General features: G+C 70.1%; 19 protein-coding genes. 8 read left to right on the top strand and 11 right to left on the bottom strand.

Annotated elements, in window-relative coordinates; genetic code table 11:
- Positions 1-757: 757 nt before the first annotated feature.
- From B7P34_RS01540 to B7P34_RS01520, 5 genes are all read right to left on the bottom strand, one after another.
- Entirely contained in the window at positions 758-943 is a 186-nt protein-coding gene (locus B7P34_RS01540; protein WP_106673899.1) for a hypothetical protein, read from the bottom strand.
- A gap of 646 nt (positions 944-1,589) precedes the next feature.
- Positions 1,590-2,093 carry an SRPBCC family protein gene (locus tag B7P34_RS39610; RefSeq protein WP_106673898.1) on the bottom strand — a complete coding sequence of 168 codons (504 nt, stop codon included), beginning with the start codon at positions 2,091-2,093 and terminating at the stop codon, positions 1,590-1,592.
- 25 nt (positions 2,094-2,118) lie between these two features.
- Complete coding sequence (locus B7P34_RS01530; RefSeq protein ID WP_106673897.1) at positions 2,119-2,472, bottom strand: VOC family protein; 354 nt, start codon at positions 2,470-2,472, stop codon at positions 2,119-2,121.
- Between the two features lie 294 nt (positions 2,473-2,766).
- Entirely contained in the window at positions 2,767-3,423 is a 657-nt protein-coding gene (locus B7P34_RS01525) for an SRPBCC family protein (protein WP_106673896.1), read from the bottom strand.
- Positions 3,416-3,826, bottom strand: a complete 411-nt coding sequence (locus B7P34_RS01520) for an ArsR/SmtB family transcription factor (protein ID WP_106673895.1) — start codon at positions 3,824-3,826, stop codon at positions 3,416-3,418. Before B7P34_RS01520 ends, B7P34_RS01525 begins: the two co-directional genes overlap by 8 nt.
- Before the next feature lie 568 nt (positions 3,827-4,394).
- On the opposite strand from B7P34_RS01520, the gene B7P34_RS38135 reads away from it, so the two are divergent.
- The 3 genes from B7P34_RS38135 (at position 4,395) to B7P34_RS01505 (ending at position 6,322) form a co-directional block, all read left to right on the top strand.
- Complete coding sequence (locus B7P34_RS38135) at positions 4,395-4,673, top strand: hypothetical protein (RefSeq protein WP_223267373.1); 279 nt, start codon at positions 4,395-4,397, stop codon at positions 4,671-4,673.
- Between the two features lie 162 nt (positions 4,674-4,835).
- Complete coding sequence (locus tag B7P34_RS01510; RefSeq protein ID WP_106673893.1) at positions 4,836-5,210, top strand: hypothetical protein; 375 nt, start codon at positions 4,836-4,838, stop codon at positions 5,208-5,210.
- Positions 5,211-5,509: 299 nt separating this feature from the next.
- Entirely contained in the window at positions 5,510-6,322 is an 813-nt protein-coding gene (locus B7P34_RS01505) for an RICIN domain-containing protein (protein ID WP_106673892.1), read from the top strand.
- A gap of 1,017 nt (positions 6,323-7,339) precedes the next feature.
- On the opposite strand, the gene B7P34_RS01500 is transcribed toward B7P34_RS01505, so the two are convergent.
- Positions 7,340-7,663, bottom strand: a complete 324-nt coding sequence (locus B7P34_RS01500) for a TfoX/Sxy family protein (RefSeq protein ID WP_106673891.1) — start codon at positions 7,661-7,663, stop codon at positions 7,340-7,342.
- Between the two features lie 165 nt (positions 7,664-7,828).
- Positions 7,829-8,248, bottom strand: a complete 420-nt coding sequence (locus B7P34_RS01495) for a VOC family protein (RefSeq protein WP_106673890.1) — start codon at positions 8,246-8,248, stop codon at positions 7,829-7,831.
- Between the two features lie 113 nt (positions 8,249-8,361).
- Here B7P34_RS01495 and B7P34_RS01490 point away from each other — a divergent pair, with 113 nt between their 5' ends.
- Positions 8,362-9,393, top strand: a complete 1,032-nt coding sequence (locus B7P34_RS01490; RefSeq protein ID WP_106673889.1) for a helix-turn-helix transcriptional regulator — start codon at positions 8,362-8,364, stop codon at positions 9,391-9,393.
- Between the two features lie 33 nt (positions 9,394-9,426).
- Here the strand turns inward: B7P34_RS01490 and B7P34_RS38130 are convergent, their stop codons facing one another.
- The 3 genes from B7P34_RS38130 to B7P34_RS01480 all read right to left on the bottom strand — a co-directional run bounded on the left by B7P34_RS38130 (position 9,427) and on the right by B7P34_RS01480 (position 11,381).
- Complete coding sequence (locus tag B7P34_RS38130; protein WP_223267372.1) at positions 9,427-9,831, bottom strand: alpha/beta hydrolase; 405 nt, start codon at positions 9,829-9,831, stop codon at positions 9,427-9,429.
- Positions 9,832-10,015: 184 nt separating this feature from the next.
- A complete protein-coding gene (locus B7P34_RS38125) occupies positions 10,016-10,945 on the bottom strand; it encodes an alpha/beta fold hydrolase (RefSeq protein WP_223267371.1) in 930 nt (309 codons plus the stop codon).
- 70 nt (positions 10,946-11,015) lie between these two features.
- Positions 11,016-11,381 (bottom strand): AzlC family ABC transporter permease, encoded by a 366-nt coding sequence (locus B7P34_RS01480; RefSeq protein ID WP_286157436.1) that lies wholly within the window; start codon positions 11,379-11,381, stop codon positions 11,016-11,018.
- Between the two features lie 267 nt (positions 11,382-11,648).
- Between B7P34_RS01480 and B7P34_RS01475 the strand changes: the two genes are divergently transcribed.
- The gene (locus tag B7P34_RS01475; RefSeq protein ID WP_106673888.1) at positions 11,649-12,761 is read left to right on the top strand and encodes a WD40/YVTN/BNR-like repeat-containing protein; all 1,113 of its coding nucleotides are present in this window, start codon (positions 11,649-11,651) and stop codon (positions 12,759-12,761) included.
- A gap of 141 nt (positions 12,762-12,902) precedes the next feature.
- Here the strand turns inward: B7P34_RS01475 and B7P34_RS01470 are convergent, their stop codons facing one another.
- Positions 12,903-13,229 (bottom strand): putative quinol monooxygenase, encoded by a 327-nt coding sequence (locus B7P34_RS01470; protein WP_106673887.1) that lies wholly within the window; start codon positions 13,227-13,229, stop codon positions 12,903-12,905.
- Between the two features lie 341 nt (positions 13,230-13,570).
- Here B7P34_RS01470 and B7P34_RS01465 point away from each other — a divergent pair, with 341 nt between their 5' ends.
- The 3 genes from B7P34_RS01465 (at position 13,571) to B7P34_RS36590 (ending at position 16,149) form a co-directional block, all read left to right on the top strand.
- The gene (locus tag B7P34_RS01465) at positions 13,571-14,413 is read left to right on the top strand and encodes a YwqG family protein (RefSeq protein ID WP_106673958.1); all 843 of its coding nucleotides are present in this window, start codon (positions 13,571-13,573) and stop codon (positions 14,411-14,413) included.
- A gap of 207 nt (positions 14,414-14,620) precedes the next feature.
- Positions 14,621-15,553 (top strand): helix-turn-helix domain-containing protein, encoded by a 933-nt coding sequence (locus tag B7P34_RS01460; RefSeq protein ID WP_106673886.1) that lies wholly within the window; start codon positions 14,621-14,623, stop codon positions 15,551-15,553.
- 269 nt (positions 15,554-15,822) lie between these two features.
- Positions 15,823-16,149 carry a hypothetical protein gene (locus tag B7P34_RS36590; protein ID WP_146166686.1) on the top strand — a complete coding sequence of 109 codons (327 nt, stop codon included), beginning with the start codon at positions 15,823-15,825 and terminating at the stop codon, positions 16,147-16,149.
- Positions 16,150-16,218 lie beyond the last annotated feature (69 nt).

The raw sequence follows: 16,218 nt of genomic DNA, 5'->3' as shown, positions 1-16,218 counted from the left end.
GGTACGGCCCGTTCTGTGTGCAGTTGCCGTTAGCCGGTGAGAGGTATCTGTCCTGGTCAGCGCCTGGGTGACCGCGGCGGTGCTCCCGGGCGAGGTAGTAGCCCGCAATGGACTACCCGCATCCCCCAGCGCCTCCAGCAGATCCTGATAGGTCCTCGGCAGCACCGGCTCCTCCAGGCCCGGACCCCACGGCGGCAGCGTCCGTACACCGATCACCGCATCCGTCTCGGACGCGAAAACGCCAGGCGTCTCCCCCCAGCTATTCCGCCGTCATCCCGTGCCTCCGGCGCGGTGTCCGGAACGGTCTCGGCGAAGAGCTCATCTACGGTCTCCCGCGTGAACCGCAGCCGCGTCAGCTGCTCCTCCTCCGCGGCAAGCCGACGGGTCAACCCGTCGATCTGGCCGCGGAGTTCCTCCAAGCGTGCCCGGACCTCTGCCTCCCGGCGTTCCAGCTCTTCAGACAACGATCCCATCGGCGCCCCCGAAGTCCTGCAGTAACCCTGGGAGGCATGGGGGACAACAGCCCGCCATCGCAGACAACCTCAGCATCTCCGCAGCTCAGACGGTCCCCGAGAGGGAGCTGCACTCAGCCGGGAATGGCGGCGCCGTGCGGGCGGGCCAGTCTTCCTGTCGCCAGTGGGGGTGGTAGCGCCCGCAGTCGATCATCCAGTCGTACGTCCCTTGCAGCCATGCACGAACGCTCTTCAGATAGGCCCTGGTCGCCGCGTCCGCGGCCGGCTCCGCCTGTTCGTGGAGTTCAGCGAAGGTCCTGATCCGGTCGTTGGCGAGCTGCGCCGCCTGGTCCAGCCCGGCCGTTGCCGGTGTGGGCGCGGGAGCAGACCAGGGGGAGGTTGAAGATGAAGTCGACCGGGCTGTTCGCGATCTCCCGGGGCAGCGAAAAGGCGTCGACGTCGCCGTCGTCGAAGGCGTAGAGCCAAGTCATCCAGTCCGCTGCGAGGTGGAGGAGCTCCCGGCCGGCCAGCGGGTAGGCGTAGGCGCCCAGGTGCCCGAAGACGTGGGAAGCGTTGTCGCGCTGTGCGGTCTCGGTGAACAGGTTCCACTGGGCCGGCCATTGGCGGGTGTGCTGTTCGGCCCCGTCGCGGTCCGGGTGGTGCCGGTGCGGATAGCGCAGGTGGATCTCGGGCAGCCGGGGCCTGTCCGCCCCTCTTCAAGGACACGGCCCAGGGCGGGCCGGGAGTCACCCGGCTGGGCGCCGGTTCTTCGCCCAGGCGCTGGTGCACGAGGCTGTGCGGACCGGACGCCGGGGCATGATCGTGATCAACGACCAGGGCAGGTGATCTTCCGGAGCGTCCGGCGACCAATCTGGAACACCGAGTCGGCCGTGGTCGCCACCTGCCCGCTCGTACTGAGCACACCGGCCACCGCGTCAGCGATCTCGCGGTCGGCGAGAACCGCCACTTGCGCGCACGGCACCACGTGTTCGGCTGCCAGGTCGGCCAGAGGGGCCGGTCAGTTCTCCCGCTCACGGCGCACGCTTTCCCTGAACTTCTCGATGCCTTTCCGGTTCCCTCACCTATGGACGAGTCGAAAACCGAGGTCCACTCGCGGAGTAGAGGCGATGGCTGGGCTCAGCCCCCTTGTCGCGTGCGGTCATGGTTGCCGCGGCCACCTGCCCGGCCCGTTCCCAGCAGCAGGCCGTCAATGACCCGCCCGTACATGAGGCGTGCAGCCCTTCCCGTGAGACCGTCGAAAAATCGGGGCACTCCGCGCAAGCGCACATCGGCGGACCACACGACACGACACCATCGTGCACCCGCCTCTCCGGCAACTGGCTGCAGTGCGATCTCGGCCCAGCCCTGGACCACGCGCCCTCGCTTCTCCACCCGGCAGTAGCCGGGAACGGCGCGGGACCGGGGCGGCTCCCATCGCACGACCTCCATGGGGTCGTCGAAGGCGACGGGGCCGAGACGGGTGCGGGCGACGAACCGCGTTCCCGAACGGGTGGATGGCGGAGTGATCACCTCGACGGCGGTGAACGGCACGTGGGCGGCGTGCCCCTCCCAGTGCGTGAGTCGTTCCCAGACGGTCCCGGCCGGCAGCGGGACCTCTCGTACGATCCGGAAGAAGGCCACGACCCCGCGCAGTCGCCGGTCGTCCTCAGCGGAGGCCGCGCGCGAGCGGGTGTCGCGGCTCGTACAGACGCAGCTCGCCCCCACCCGGGAGGCGGAGGGCGGTGAGCAGCCCCCACCCTTCGTCACCGACCGGCTGGGTGAAGTCCACACCCCGCGCGGACAGCTCTTCCACGGTCTGCCGGATGTCGTCACACATCAGGAACAGCTCGTGGCCACCGGATGCATCGGACGGGTGTACCGCGGCCTCGGCGGGCGGCAGCTCGAAGATCAGCCATCCGCGGCCGGCGTCAACACACAGGAAGCCGAGCACGTCCCGGAGGAAGGCCCGGTCGGCCTCGGCATCCTGGCTGAACACGACGACGTGCGCGCCACTGATCATGTTTCCGCCCTCGCTGCCGGCCCGGGAAGCCTTCGGCCCTCACCGTAAGGAGCGGGACGGGGCGGCGCCACCGGGCAGTGCTCCGGATGAAGCGGCCGCGTAAGGTCCCACCTGGGTCCTGCCGTGCCATGGCCAGGCACCCGAGGAGGAAGCCTCCCACGCGGCTGGTCAGGACGGCGCAGACAGCCTGCGTCGGCCCGGTCCACTCTTCAAGCGACGCCTGCACAGAGCAAGGGATCCATGACGTGCGCGAGGGACCGGCCGGCGGCGGGCCGTCCGGTCGCCCACCTCGCCTCAGGATTCGGAGGACGGCTGCGGCACGTAGAAGTCCGTGGTGGCGGAGGTCATCGCCGCGACGGTTCCGGCGGGCGTGCCGTAGTCCGCGTTCGCCTTTCCCCAGGCCTCGCTGCTGGCGGCCAGGAACGAGCGCGCCTCCTCGGACTCGCTCCACGCCTGCGTCGCCTCGCGGTCGAACGCTTCGCCCTCGGTGAGGTACATCGAGAGGCTGACCAGGCCCAGGTCCCAGCCGACACCGGTGGCGCCGGGACCGTAGGTGTCCCAGAACGCAGGGTCGACGATGGCCGTGTGCTCCAGTTCGAAGAGTGTGCGCTCCTCGCCCTCGGGCGTCAGGCGCACCTCGACCTCGCTGAGGTCGCCCTCCTTGGGCTCTCCGAAGATCCAGCTGACCCGCAGCAGGCGGGGCGGCTCGCAGCGCAGCACCTCGCCGCCCGCGTTCCCCTCCAACTGGTACCGGCCTCCGGGCTTGAGCTCGCCCGTGACGGGCAGGAACCAGCGTCCGAGGCGCTCCGGGTCGGTGCATGCCTCCCAGACGTCGTGGACGGCGGCGTCGTAGGTGCGCCGCATGATGATGCTGCGGCCTGTGCCCTTGGGTGTCTCGGTGTCCCGCACCTGGCGGTGCATGGCGTTGATCAGGTCGATGACGTCAGCCACCTGGGGTCTCCTCTTTCGCTCTTCCGGCAGTACGATCCTTCGCACTGCGATTGCCGCCCCCTTGTGTGCCGTCATGCAGTCGCCTGGCCCGTTTGCCCCTGGCGAGTTCGGTGCCGAGCGCGTCGAGGCGTTGTTCCCAGAAGCCGCGGAAGCGCTCAAGCCAGACGTCCACCTCGCGCAGCGGCGCTGCGTCGATCGTGTAAAGCCGACGCGCGCCCTCAGCGCGTACCGTCGTGAACCCGCTCTCGCGTAGGACCCGCAGGTGCTGGGAGACGGCCGGCTGGGAGATCGCGAACTCTTCCCGGATCGCAGCGGTCACTGCCCCGGAGGTCCGCTCGCCTTCGGCCAGCAGTTCCAGGATGCGACGCCGGACCGGATCCCCGAGCACATCGAATGCATGCATGGCTCATATCATGCAAGCTGTTCCTTATATAAGGCAAGTCTTATTCAAAGCGTGGCGGATCACCGGTCGGCGCGAGGAGGGCGGAGGCCGCTGTCCCGGCTCTCACCACCACCCGCCCACGCGAAGGGGCGCCTGCCGCGCCACGTAGCGCACGGCGATCCTTGACGCGGTAGCGCCGCGGAGAGGTGGAAGGCCTGGAGGCCGGCGAAGACCAGGTCGTCGTCGTTCACCTCATCGCTGTCCTGGTGCAGTAATCGAGCAGACAGCAAGTGGGCCTGACCCGGCTACCACTCACACAGCCTCATCGGCCATACTGCCCGCCGTGGACCACCGCATAGGCCAGAACACCCCACCCGCGTACGCCGCCGGAACCGATCCGGCTTTCATCCCCGGCCTGACGCCGCCGCGCCCTGCCGCAGCGAAGGAGCGTCCGCCGGTACCGGCGGACGCCGTACCAGGGTCCGGCGCCGCACCAGAGCCACAAGCAGAGACGGAGGCAGCTGAAGCGGCGGAGGAGGCTGCCGCCGAAGAGGAACCCCGGCCGGCGGCCGACGGTCCGGCCTTCGAGGTGTCCGACCGACGCGGCTCGATCACCGTCGACAGCACCGGCGTCATACTCCAGTTGGACGGGGAAACGGCCGAGTTCGACTGGGCGGAGATCGGCGCAGTGGAGACGAACACTCCCCGGTTCGGTCGGCAGATCACCGTCACCGTCCACGCCACCAACCGCCACAGCTACAACGTCCGCATCGAGGCACCCAGCCGGAACCTGCTCAAGCAGTGGGCGACGGAACTGGACACTGTGCTCGACTCCTACTTCGAAGCAGGCAGCGAGGCCGCCGGCTGAACAGCAGCCGGCCCCTCACCGTCCGCTCCGGGATCTCTCGCGACAGATCCGGCACTGCTCGCGGCCGCGAGCAGTGCCGTAGTGCCATGAACAAGTGCCGATGCCGCTGCCGCTGTCACTCCCGGGGGCCACCCTCCGCACGATGACTGGTATTACTGATACATGCAGGAAGAGACTGCCCAGGGCGCGATCGATACGTTCATCTCCTCGTTCAATGCCTCGGACGACAGGTACGTGACCAGTCTGCTGGCCCAGGCCCTGACCTCGGACGTGATCCTTTGGGGGCCGTTGGGACGCAGTGAAGGCATCGCGGCAGTCGAGCGCTTCGTCCTGGACATCCGCCGCCATCCGGCAGGGACCGGCACGATGACCCGCTGCTCAGAAGTGGACATGCCTAATGAGTGGGCCCGGTACCAGTGGGCCTTCACCACCCCTGACGGCGGCCCCCGTCTCGCCGGAACCGACGTCGTCCACCTGCGGCGCAACCTCATCGACCAGATCATCGTCTTCGCAGGGGACACCCAGCCTCTCCCCTGAACCCCCACGCGGAACTCCCGCGCGCTTGCTCCGTCATGGCGAACACCGGCGCATCAGCGCCGCCGACTGGTCGAGCCACCTCCGGGGGCCGGGACATGCGTGGAACCGGACGCCGACTCGGGGCCTCACCCGTTCTCCACGGGAGCAACTGCCCTCAGCCCTCGTCACCTGCTCAGGCAGGGCACCCGCTAGCCAAGGTCCACGGGTAAGGCCGTAGCAGCAAGGCCCCGACCTGGTGGGCGAACTGACGGCGAGTAGGGTCGCAGCTGTTTGGCCAGGACTCGACAGCCGGAGCCGTAGTGAACCACCCGCAGCAGCCTGCGACGCCGCCGCCCTACCGTCCCTCGGCGTTCGACCCGGACGCGACCGAGGTCCTCTCCCCGGGAGCCTGGCAGCAGTACGGCCACGTGCCACCCGAGGATCCGGCCGGCGCGACCAAGCCGTTGCCGCGCATCGCACCCGAACCGGCGCAGCCCCGCGCGTCCGGCCGGCCGGCTCGCCGGCCCCGACGGGTGTGGATACCCGTCGCGGCCATCGCCGCTTGCGCGGCCGCCGGTCTCGCGGTCGGCGCGCTGGTACTCGGCGGCGACGAACAAGGAGCGGCTCCCGCGGCGCGGTCACCGGAACCCGCCACCCCGGCCACGCCCGGCTCCGCCGAACCCTCCCCGTCGAACGCCCCTTCCGCCGCCCCCAGCCCGCCCGCCGCCGTACTCCTGGGCGGGCCCTACATGCTGATCAGCGACACCGGCAAGGCCGCGGACGTCACGGCGGCCTCCCGCGACAACGGCGCGGTAGTCATCGCCTACCAGCCCACCGGCAACCCCAACCAGCGATGGACCCTCACCGACGCCGGTGGCGGCTACGTCCGCATCACGGCCGTCCACTCCGCCAAATGCCTCCAGGCCGACGCCACCTCACCCGCGGGCGGGATAACCCAACAGCCGTGCGCCGGAACCGATACCCAGCAGTGGCGGGTGGCTGCCGACGGCAGCACCTACACACTGACTCTCAAGGCCTCCGGACAGACCCTGGACATCGGCCCCGGGGACATCCTGCGCCTTCAGCAGCCAGGAGCCGGACCCGCGCGGAAATGGTCCGTCAGGAATCCCTGAGCGAGCCGATACGAGAGCCTTCAGCGGTCGTACCGCGCAGCCCCCAGTGCGCAGCCCCCAGTGCGCAGCCCCCAGTGCGCAGCCCCCAGTGGTAGAAGGATCTCCACGCATCGGCGTACGGCACACCGCGCCGTCAGGTCCCTCAAGATCGGCCGGGTGCCGCACCTCGTGCGAACAGGCTCGTGAGGTCGTAGACGCTGAAGTGCGCGGGCGGGGATTTCGCGAGCCGGGCGGCCCCGGGCATGTCGCGTCGGCCGGCGACCGCGCCGACTGCACGGCGTTGCGGCGCCTCGAAGGACAGTGCGCCGGCGACCCGCGCCACCAGCTCCCCGCCCGAGACCAGGGCTTGGGGCAGCTGCCGGGTTGCAGCGAGGCGAACGTACGGCTCACCTCGCCGAATAGATCGTCACCATGGTGCACATCCGCCTCTGCCCGAAGAACTGAACCCCCACCGCTCCGGGCTGCCCCGGGCCCGGGCGCGCACCGGGCCCCGACCCCTACGGCAGGTCCCGGCACACGCCGGCATCCTCACCGATGCGGACGAACTTCCGTACCAGCAAGGGGATCCGGTACCGGGGCGAGGCTCCCGGGCCTCGCGGGTCGCACTGGAGGAGCCGGAGGTCGCACAGGTGGTCCAGCAAGTATTCGGTGCGTCGGCGGAGATTCCAGCAGTTCGGAGGGCGTTATCGAGGACGACGAGGGTGCGGCTGCCGTGCAGCCGCACCCTGTAGAGGCGGATGCGGTCGGCCGCGGGCCCGGGCACGGCCTCACCCGGCAGGCCGGTGGCGCGCAGCATGTCCGTGAGTGCGTCGGCCGGGGAACACGGGGCGCCGGCCGGGGTACGCAGGTCGGTGGAGAGCAGGCCACCGGGACAGCGGTCGCAGACAGCCCGTGCCACGCGGTTGACCAGGGTCGGCTCTCCGGCTCCGGCGGGGCCGGAGACGACGGTGAGGGCCCATTCCGCGGGCGCGCCACCGCACGGTTCCAGCAGGCCGGTGAGGGGGGCTCGGCCGGGGGTCACTTGGGCGGGAGCTCGGCGGTGACGTCCATGGCCCACGCCAGCCAGTCGTCCAGGACGTCGTCGTCGAGGGTTTCCTCCGCCAGCAGGACCCAGCCCTTTTGTTCCTTGCCCCGGATGACCAGGGGTGCGGCCCCGGGGCGTGCGAGGGCTTCGTCGTTTCTTTCCTTGCCGACGCGGACCATGAGGCCCTCGTCGTAGAGGTTGGCCAGGGCGTTTCCCTGGAGGAGGAAGGTCAGGCCGCTGAACATCTTCTTCGCGACCACTCCCTCGGGCTCCAGGCGTTCCCTTACGCGCTCCGCGAGTACTTCGTCGTAGGCCATGACTCCACCCTGTTGTCGGGCGGCCCGGAAGGGCCGGCTCTGGTCATCGTTTCTGCTGGTCGCCGGTGCGGCCACCCGCCGGGTGCCGGGAGGGCGGATCATCCTCCCGGCAGCCGGAGCGGTCAGCTGCTGTGCCGGCCGCAGTCAGGAGCTCCGAGCGGCTGCTTACCGGTCCTGGTGGTGGGGCTGGAGGATCTCGTGCACGGTTCCGGAGTCGTCCCGCAGGGTCGCGGAGATGCCCCACGGCCTGGGCTGCGGCTCCTGGACGAAGGTGACGCCCCGCGCGGAGAGGTCAGCGAAAGCCGCGTGGCAGTCTTCGACAGTGAAGGTGCAGCCGATCAGGACACCTTTTCCGAGCAGCGAAGTGAGCTGCTGGGCGGACTCGCGGTCCATCATCGGCGGCCCCGGGACCATCAGGGAGATCTGCGTCTCCGGCTGAGCCTTGGCGCCCACGGTGACCCAGCGCATGCCCTCGCCGAACGGCACGTCCGTACGTACTTCCAGGCCGAGCTTGTCGGTGAAGAACGCCTTGGCCGCATCCTGGTCGAGCACCCAGACCGCGGCCGTGTTCACTCCAGTAATCATGATCTTTTCCTATCTGTACGGAGCATCCGGATCTGTGCGGACCATCCGGATGTTTTCCACGCTAGAGGCCCTTTAGGACAGCTCGCGTCACTAATGCCTGGCAGCCTGGAAACATGACCCAGGACCTGCCCGCCCGCATGCTGCGCCTGCTGTCCCTGCTCCAGACACGCCGCACCTGGTCCGGTATCGAACTCGCGACCCGCCTCGGCGTCACCCTGCGCACCATCCGCCGCGACATCGACCGGCTCCGCGACCTCAGCTACCCCATCGAGGGCACTACCGGCACCGCCGGCGGCTACCGCCTGGTCGCCGGCACCGACCTGCCCCCGCTCCTCCTGGACGACGAGGAAGCCGTCGCCATCGCCGTTGCCCTGCGCACCGCTGCCGGCGGCGTCACCGGCATCGAGGAGACGGCCGTCCGCGCCCTGGCCAAGCTCGAACAGGTACTACCGCAACGGCTGCGCCCCCAGGTGACCGCGATCCAGGCCACCGCCGCCCCGCTCCCCGTGCCCTGGAGCACCGGCCCCGAGGCCGACCCCACCGTCCTGGCCACCCTGGCCGCGGCCTGCCGCGACCACGAGATCACCACCTTCACCTACCGGACCGGGAAAGGCGTCACGGGCCAGCGCCGGGCCGAACCGCACGCCTTGGTGGCGGCCAGCCCCGTCTGGTACCTCGTCGCCTACGACACCGACCTCGACGAATGGCGCCTCTTCCGCGTCGACCGCCTCACCGACCCCACCCCCACCGGCCACCGCGTCACTCCACGCCCGCTCCCCGCCGCGGACGCGGCCGCCTACGTCGCCACGCGCCTGGCCGCCGCCCCCGCCCGCTACACCTTCCACGCCACCGTCCCCGCCGACGCCGAAACCGTCCGCGCCCGCACCTACGCCCTCTCCAACCGCGTCCAACCCGTCGACGAGACCACCAGCACGCTCGACCTCGCCGCCGACAACCCCCACCACATCGCCGAACAACTCCTCGGCATCGACCTCGGCCCCGCCCACACCATCCACGGCACCCCCGAACTCGCCCCCCACCTCGAAAAACTCGCCTACCGCCTGCTCCGCGCCGCCCACGCCCTCAGCAGACAAGACCACCGGAGCAAAGAGCGCTCAGAACCGGACGCCGGGCACGAGCAGTAGACGGCCGCGCCCACTACGCGAACGTGCGGGTCGCTACTTCTGCCCGGCCAGAGCCTGGCAGGTCAGGTGCTTGGCGGGGAGCCTGCCCGTGGTCAGGTAGACCGTGGCGGCCTTGTCCGCGCAGGGACTGCTGTCCGGCGCGTAGAGGACGCCGTGTCCTTCGCCGCCGGCGACGGTGAGCATCCGGGAGCCGTGCAGGGCCCGGTGCATGGCCTGAGGCCCGAAGAGGGGCGTCTGGGAGTCCCACTCGTTCTGCGCGATCAGTGCACCGACCTTGTTGTCAATCGTGGTCTGCGGCTCGCTGCCCTGCTCCCAGAAGGCACAGGGTGTGATGGCGGCCGCGAAGTCGCCGTACAGCGGATACCGGGCCTTGTCGCGGATCGCCTCGCGGCGGTACTCCTCAGGGTCGTGCGACCAGGTGCGGGTGTCAGCGCACATGAAGGACCAGGCGGTGGAGGCGTAGTTGTCGTCGGGCTCCTGGACCTGACCGGGCGTGCCGGGCGGAGCCGGGTTCTCACCTTCGGCCGCCTTCTTCAGTCCGGCGATCCGTCCGGCAGCCTTCCGGACGTGGAAGAACGTGCGGTTGTCGGCACGGATGCCGTCGCCGGTGAGGGTCTGTCCCTCAAAATGGATGGGTGTGCGGTTCGCCCGCGCGATCAGGTCCCAGTAGGTCGTGCGGCCGGAGTGTCACCCAGTCCGTGGTCGTGTGGCGTCTGGCGGCCCATGCGGTCCAGCGCGTGAAAGCCTGCTCCGCCGCCTTCGCCATGTCCTGGAACATCCCCCTGTAGATCCGGTTCGGGTCGGTTGCGCTGTCCAGCACGATCCGGTCGGCTCGCTGGGGGAACAGCTGCATGCAGACAGCGCCGAGGTAGGCGCCGTAGGAGATCCCCAGGTAGGAGATTGTCTTCTCGCCCAGCGCTGCGCGGATGACGTCCATGTCACGGGCGCTGTTGCGGGTGGTGAGGTGCGGCAGCTTGTCACCGGCCCTGGCCCGGCACTTCCCGGCGACGGTACGGGCCCGGTCCACGTCCTTCGCGAAGGTCTCCGCCTTGTACGGCTGGTCGGCCTGTTCCTCGGCGGTCAGCCCGCAGCTGACGGGAGAGCTCTGCCCGGCGCCCCTCAGGTCGAAGCCGACGAGGTCGTAGCGCCGCTTCGCCTCCGCGGGGAGCTTCAGGAGCGGGTCGGCAGGCAGCTGCAGTCCCGGTGCGCCGGGGCCGCCCGGGTTGAGCAGCAGAACGCCGTGACGCGCCTTCGCGCCGCCCGCCTTCAGCCGGGATATCGCGAGCCTGATCGTCTTGCCGCCGGGGTCGCTGTAGTCCAGCGGCACCTTGAGCGTCGCGCACTGGAATGTGTCGGGGCCCTCCTCCGCGTCGCAGCGTTTCCACTGGAGCTTCTGCTGCGTGTACTGCCGCAGAGGGTCCCTGGCAGGGGAGGTGTCAGATGCCGTGGACGCGGCCAAGGCCGTTGCGGGCGTCAGCATCGAAAGGGTGGCTGCCACGAGGCCGGCGGCGAGTAGGGGGGCCAGGGCCCTACGGATGTTTCTGCTTCGCACGATGATGCTCGTCCTTGTCGAGGAGAGTGGGCAGCCAGGCAGCCGGGCACGGCGAGCAGCATCTGCCCCGTCAGTACGAAGCGGGCAACCAGCGCGCACCAGAGCGAGAACCGGGGTGTGGATGTCGCGCCGGGCGCGGTAGGCGTCGGCAGCCAGGACGACGAACTAGGCGGTCAACGCGAAGTCCAGTCCGGCCAGTTGTGCAGGAACCAGGGCGCCGAAGAGCGCGCCGAGAGTCGCGCCGCCGACCCAAGTAGACCTGGCACAGGACCTGGAGCCAGACCATCCTCCGGCCGCTCCAGGACTGCGCGCACTCCCTCGTGGTCAGGGCGTAGGCCTCGTCGGTCATCGTGTAGGTGCTGTAGGCCTTCCCGGCGCGGCTCTTGACGCGGTGCAGCGGGAAGGACAGCGCGTAGAAGACGTGCCGGAAGTTCACCAGGAACGCCGTGAGCACGACTGTGCCAGCGGCGCCACGGCCGCGGACGTCGGCGGATCGTCATCACTTTCGGCCCCTCCCCGACCGGGCCCTCCGGATGGTCTCGTCACCACACCCACACACCCGGATTTTTTCGTCAAGCGCCTTTCGAGTCAGGAAATTTGACGCTTAACCGGGCTGCGCCACGGAGGATCTTCCGAATAGAACAAGATCGTCGACCGACATCGCACGTCCCGTGCGCCCACCGTGCCCCACAAGGGAGAGTCCATGAAGCGTCTCGGTGCCGCCGTCACCACGGCAGCCGCCGCTCTCGTCCTCGCCGCGCCGTCCAGCGCCCTCGCTACCGGTCCCGGCGCGCCGGTATGGCCGGCTCCGTCCTGCACCCGTGTGACGGGGGACGGCGGAGTCACCTTCACCACCGACGACGGAGCGAGCCTCGCGCCCACCACCGGCACCCTGAGAACGACCAGCTACACCCACGGCCTGGTCGCACTGGACACCCCGGGTACCCTGCTGGCCACGCGCAACGGTGAGCTGCAGCGCTCCACCGACGCCGGCTGCACCTGGACCCGGGTCGGCGCGGTCGGCAGCGGTTCGACCCGGCTGACGGCCGCCCCCGGCGGCCGGGCCTTCGCCTGGGAGATGAGCGGGCGCTTCCTGGCCCGCACCGACGGGCGGACCGTCACCCCGCTGATGTCCCCCACCGCGAACATCGTGGGCCTGGGCACCGACCGGGCGCGCCCGGACCATGTGCGGGTCGCCGGGCACGACGGCCGGATCTACGACTCGGTTGATGCCGGCGCCACCTGGCACGCCGTCGGCACGGCCGCGTTCGGCGGCGGGGCGAGCGTGTACTCCGTGTCCTTCGACCCCTCCGACATCGACCACGCCGTCGCGGGCGGCATGGTGCGCGGCGGAGAGGTGACCACGGACGGCGGTGTCACCTGGCGGCCGTCCACCGGGCTGTCCGCCGGCTCGGCGAACCTCTTCTCCACGGTCGTATCCCCCGCCTCCTCCTCGGTGGTCTACGGCCTGGGCGTCGACCTGGCCGAGGCCGTGCCGGGCTCCGGCAACGAGGGCCGTCACCTGTACCGCTCGACGGACGGCGGGCGGACGTTCGCCAAGGCCGTCGACGACACCGCGGAAACCAAGCTGACCAACAGCACGCTGCTGGCCGCGAGCCCCGTCGCCCCGGACGTCCTGTACTTCGAGTACGGCACGTACTACGCGGGCTACGGCACGGACCTCTTCCGCCTGGACGCCGCCACGGGCAAGGTCACCAAGACCCACAACGCCTATGACGGGATCTCGGCCATCGCCTTCAACCCCGGCCGGCCGTCCGTGATGTACCTGGGCGTCGAAGAGGTCCGAGTCGACTGACGCGCCGCTTCACGCGTGCGGCCCGCTTGACGCGCCACTTGCCCTTCCCGGGCGTGGCGGGCGCGTTGCGGGCCGACACGGTGATGCCCGCCTTGACGTCGGCGCGGGTCGTACTGCCCGCCACGGGTTGGGCGGCAAGCGCTACTGCCGCGGCTGGACCTCGGCCATCGCCGACCAGCCGCTGCCCGGGACCTCGACGTTGATGATCTTCGGGGTCTCGGCGACGGCGTCGGGCATCCATGCCATGGCGGTCCTGAAGTGCTCGGACTTGACGTGCACCTCGCCCGCCTCGGCGTCGGCGAAGGCCTCCAGCAGCACGTACTCGTGCTCGTTGTCCACGCTCTTCGACCACTCGTAGAAGAGGTTGCCCGGCTCCTCGCGCGTGGCGCGGGTGAACTCGGCGACGTCCTCGAGCCACCGCGCGCTGCGCTCGGGGCGGATGGTGAATTTCACGGCGATGAAGATCATGCGGTGCTCCAGCGGTCGTCGTTCCAGTGTTCCCGGTGTTCCGGGCGAATGTTCCCGGCGTTCCGGGCGGGCAGGACCCATCGTGCTGTCCGCCTGGCGGGGCGGCGAGCGACGTCGCGCGCATTCCGGCCCTGCCGGAAAACCGGCCGGATCGCCGCCGGGCGGGCGGCGCCCGGCCCCGGGTTGCGGGCCTGACAGCCCTGGGCGCGCAGTCCGGGGGGAGAGATCTGCGAGCGCGACCTCGCGATCCGGAGCGGAGACAGCGCCTCGGGCCGGCCCGAAGACGTTGGCCGTCCCGTTCGCGATCCGCGTTGTCAGTGGTGTCCTGCATCATCGGAGGCATGACACAGAGCTCCACCGAAGCGACGCTGCACGCGCTCGCCCTCAAGCACCTGCCCGCCGACGTCGCGGAGAAGTGGATCGGCCTGCTGAGGCCGGGAGTCCGGCTGACGGCGGCCGGGGACGGCGACATCGTCGTCGGGAAGCTGGGCGGGCAGCCGGCGCTGCCTGAGGGAATGGAGTGGCCGGTGTGGGAGGGGCACGGGCCGCTCAGCTTCATCGCGTCGGTCGACTGCGGTGCCCTGCCCGTACGGGAGCTGGACATAGCGCTTCCGGACGACGGCACGCTGGCCTTCTTCTACTTCGACGGCCAGTTGGACGAGGGCACCGAGGCGTTCCTCGGCTCCGACGCTCCGCACGGCTGCGCCGGCGCGCAGGTCCTGTACATAGCCGCCGGTGCCGCGGTCGTCGAGCGGCCCACCCCCGAGGGCCTGGACGCGTACAGCGAGGTAGCGCTGACGGCGCGTGTGACGCTCACCGCGCCCTCGTACGGGCACCCGGGCGCGGAGGAGGTCCTCGGCGGCGTGGACGTACCTGATGAGCTGGCCGACGCGGTCGGCGACGTGAACGGTGACATCGGGCACCTGGTCGGTGGCCACGCCATCCCCGTTCAGGGACCTGTCGAGGACGAGATCGCGCACAGTGTTCTCGGCCCGGGGACGCCCTGGAACGACCCCCGCCACGCCCCTGAGGCACGCCGCTGGACCCTGCTCGCCCAGATCGACACGGACGACGACGCCGACATGATGTGGGGCGACTGTGGCGCGCTGTATTGGCTGATGCGCCCTGAAGACCTCGCGGAGGGCCGCTTCGACCGGGCCCGATTCACGATGCAGTGCTGCTGATTGCTGCTGAATCCATCCCTATGAATCCATCCCGATGGCCGCCCCGGCGGACGTGCAGAACCGGGCGTCGGCCTTGTTGCTTCGTCACGTCGGTGACGAAGGGCCGGGGAAGTGTCCGCGCGGATGTCCGGCCCGGTCGAGCCGCTGTCCGGAGCCGGTCCGGACAGAAAGGTTGTCTGATGGCATGCCCACAGCAATCATGTGGGCATGGGGAGGCAGGGGGAGCCGGACCCGCAAGCCGCGCGGGATGCCGCCGAGTTCGTGGCGCAGCTGAGGCAGTTGAAGGAAGCGGCCGGCCTGACCTACCGGCAACTGGAGGCGCGTGCCGCCGAGTGCGGTGAGGTTCTGCCGCGCAGCACGCTGGCCGATGTGCTGCGGCAGGACACCCTGCCACGGGCAGAGCTGCTGGCGGCTTTCGTCCGCGCGAGCGGGCAGAGGGATCGCGTCCAGGAGTGGCTGACGGTACGGGAGCGGATCGCCTCGCAGCAGCAGGAACCGCCCCCGCCACCACGAAAGCCGGCCCGTATCGGCCGGTACGGCCGGGCGCTGGGCGTCCTGCTGGTGCTGCTGACGCTGGCGGGCAGCGGCGTGTACATCACGGGGAGAACGAACAGCGGCAGTCAGAAGGCACAAGGCCCGACCGGCTCCGGCGGGCCGCCGGCCCTCGCACCCGGCACGTACCGCATCCGTTCGGCCGCCTCCTCACTGTGCCTGACCGAGCGCGACGGCCAGGGCACGGGAAACGTCTACCAGGCGGACTGCCGCAGCAGCGTCCCCACGTACGCACTGGAGGAGGCGGACGGCGGGACGTACCGGATCCGCGGCCTGCACCCGGTCTTCGGGTACGGGTGCCTGGGTGTGGGGAACGGCAGTTCCATGGGAGGTGCACAGATGGCGGATGACTACTGCGGTCACCGCGGCGCCGCGGAAACCTTCCACTTGCAGCGGGAGGGGACACCGGCGGGCGGATACCGCGTCATGCCGCTGCACACGAGGGCGTGTGTGTCAGTGCCCGGTAGCTCCGCGCAGCAGTGGGCACCGGTGCTGCAGCTGCCCTGTGCCGCCGGCGACGCGGGGCAGGTCTTCCACTTCGACCCCGTTGCCTCCCCGCGCGCGATCCCCACCATGAGCAGCAATTAGTGAGGGGGCGGGGGCTCCCTGGATGCCGCACCGGGTGCGCATCGCCCGGCCGGGCATGCCGCGAGCGGCGAGCGGCTCCAGCGACTCTTGTTCTTGTCCGGCGCCTGTCCCGGACAAGCCTCTGAGCAGGGCGGACAATGGTGCCCTGTCCGGGACATCCTGTTCCTGTTGCTCCGGGCACTCCTGGTTCAACAAGGTCTTGGTGCCGTCCTGACAGGGCCGGCCCTCCCCATCAGGGGAGGACGTTCAGGAGAGGAAGACACCAGACAATGCCGCGTACTCGCACCATCCTCACCCCCTTGGCCATGGCAATTGCGGCGGGAGCCCTCGCCGCAGCCGGAGCCACTCCTGCGTCGGCTGCCGCCTCCGCACCGTCGGGAACCACTTCTACTACGTCGTTCGTCGGCTGCGCCTCGCTGACCAGCAACGACAACGGCAGGGCGCAGGTCAAGAACATATGCAGCCATACAATCAACGCCACTGTCTCCGTCGACTGGTCGTGGGACCCCGCCTGCAAGAGCATCGGCGCCGGCAAGTCCGCCACCTTCACCTGGGACTCGACCAAGGGCCGTGCCGACTACGCCTACGAATGCTGACGCGTCGCGACCAGCTGATCTGAGATCAGCGCGCAGCCTGCGCAGGCTGCGCAGCCGAAGGTCTTGAGC

Origin of the sequence: Streptosporangium nondiastaticum (genome assembly GCF_003011965.1) — a bacterium.
GTDB lineage: Bacteria > Actinomycetota > Actinomycetes > Streptomycetales > Streptomycetaceae > Streptomyces > Streptomyces nondiastaticus.
This window is presented reverse-complemented; position numbering and strand designations above follow the sequence as displayed.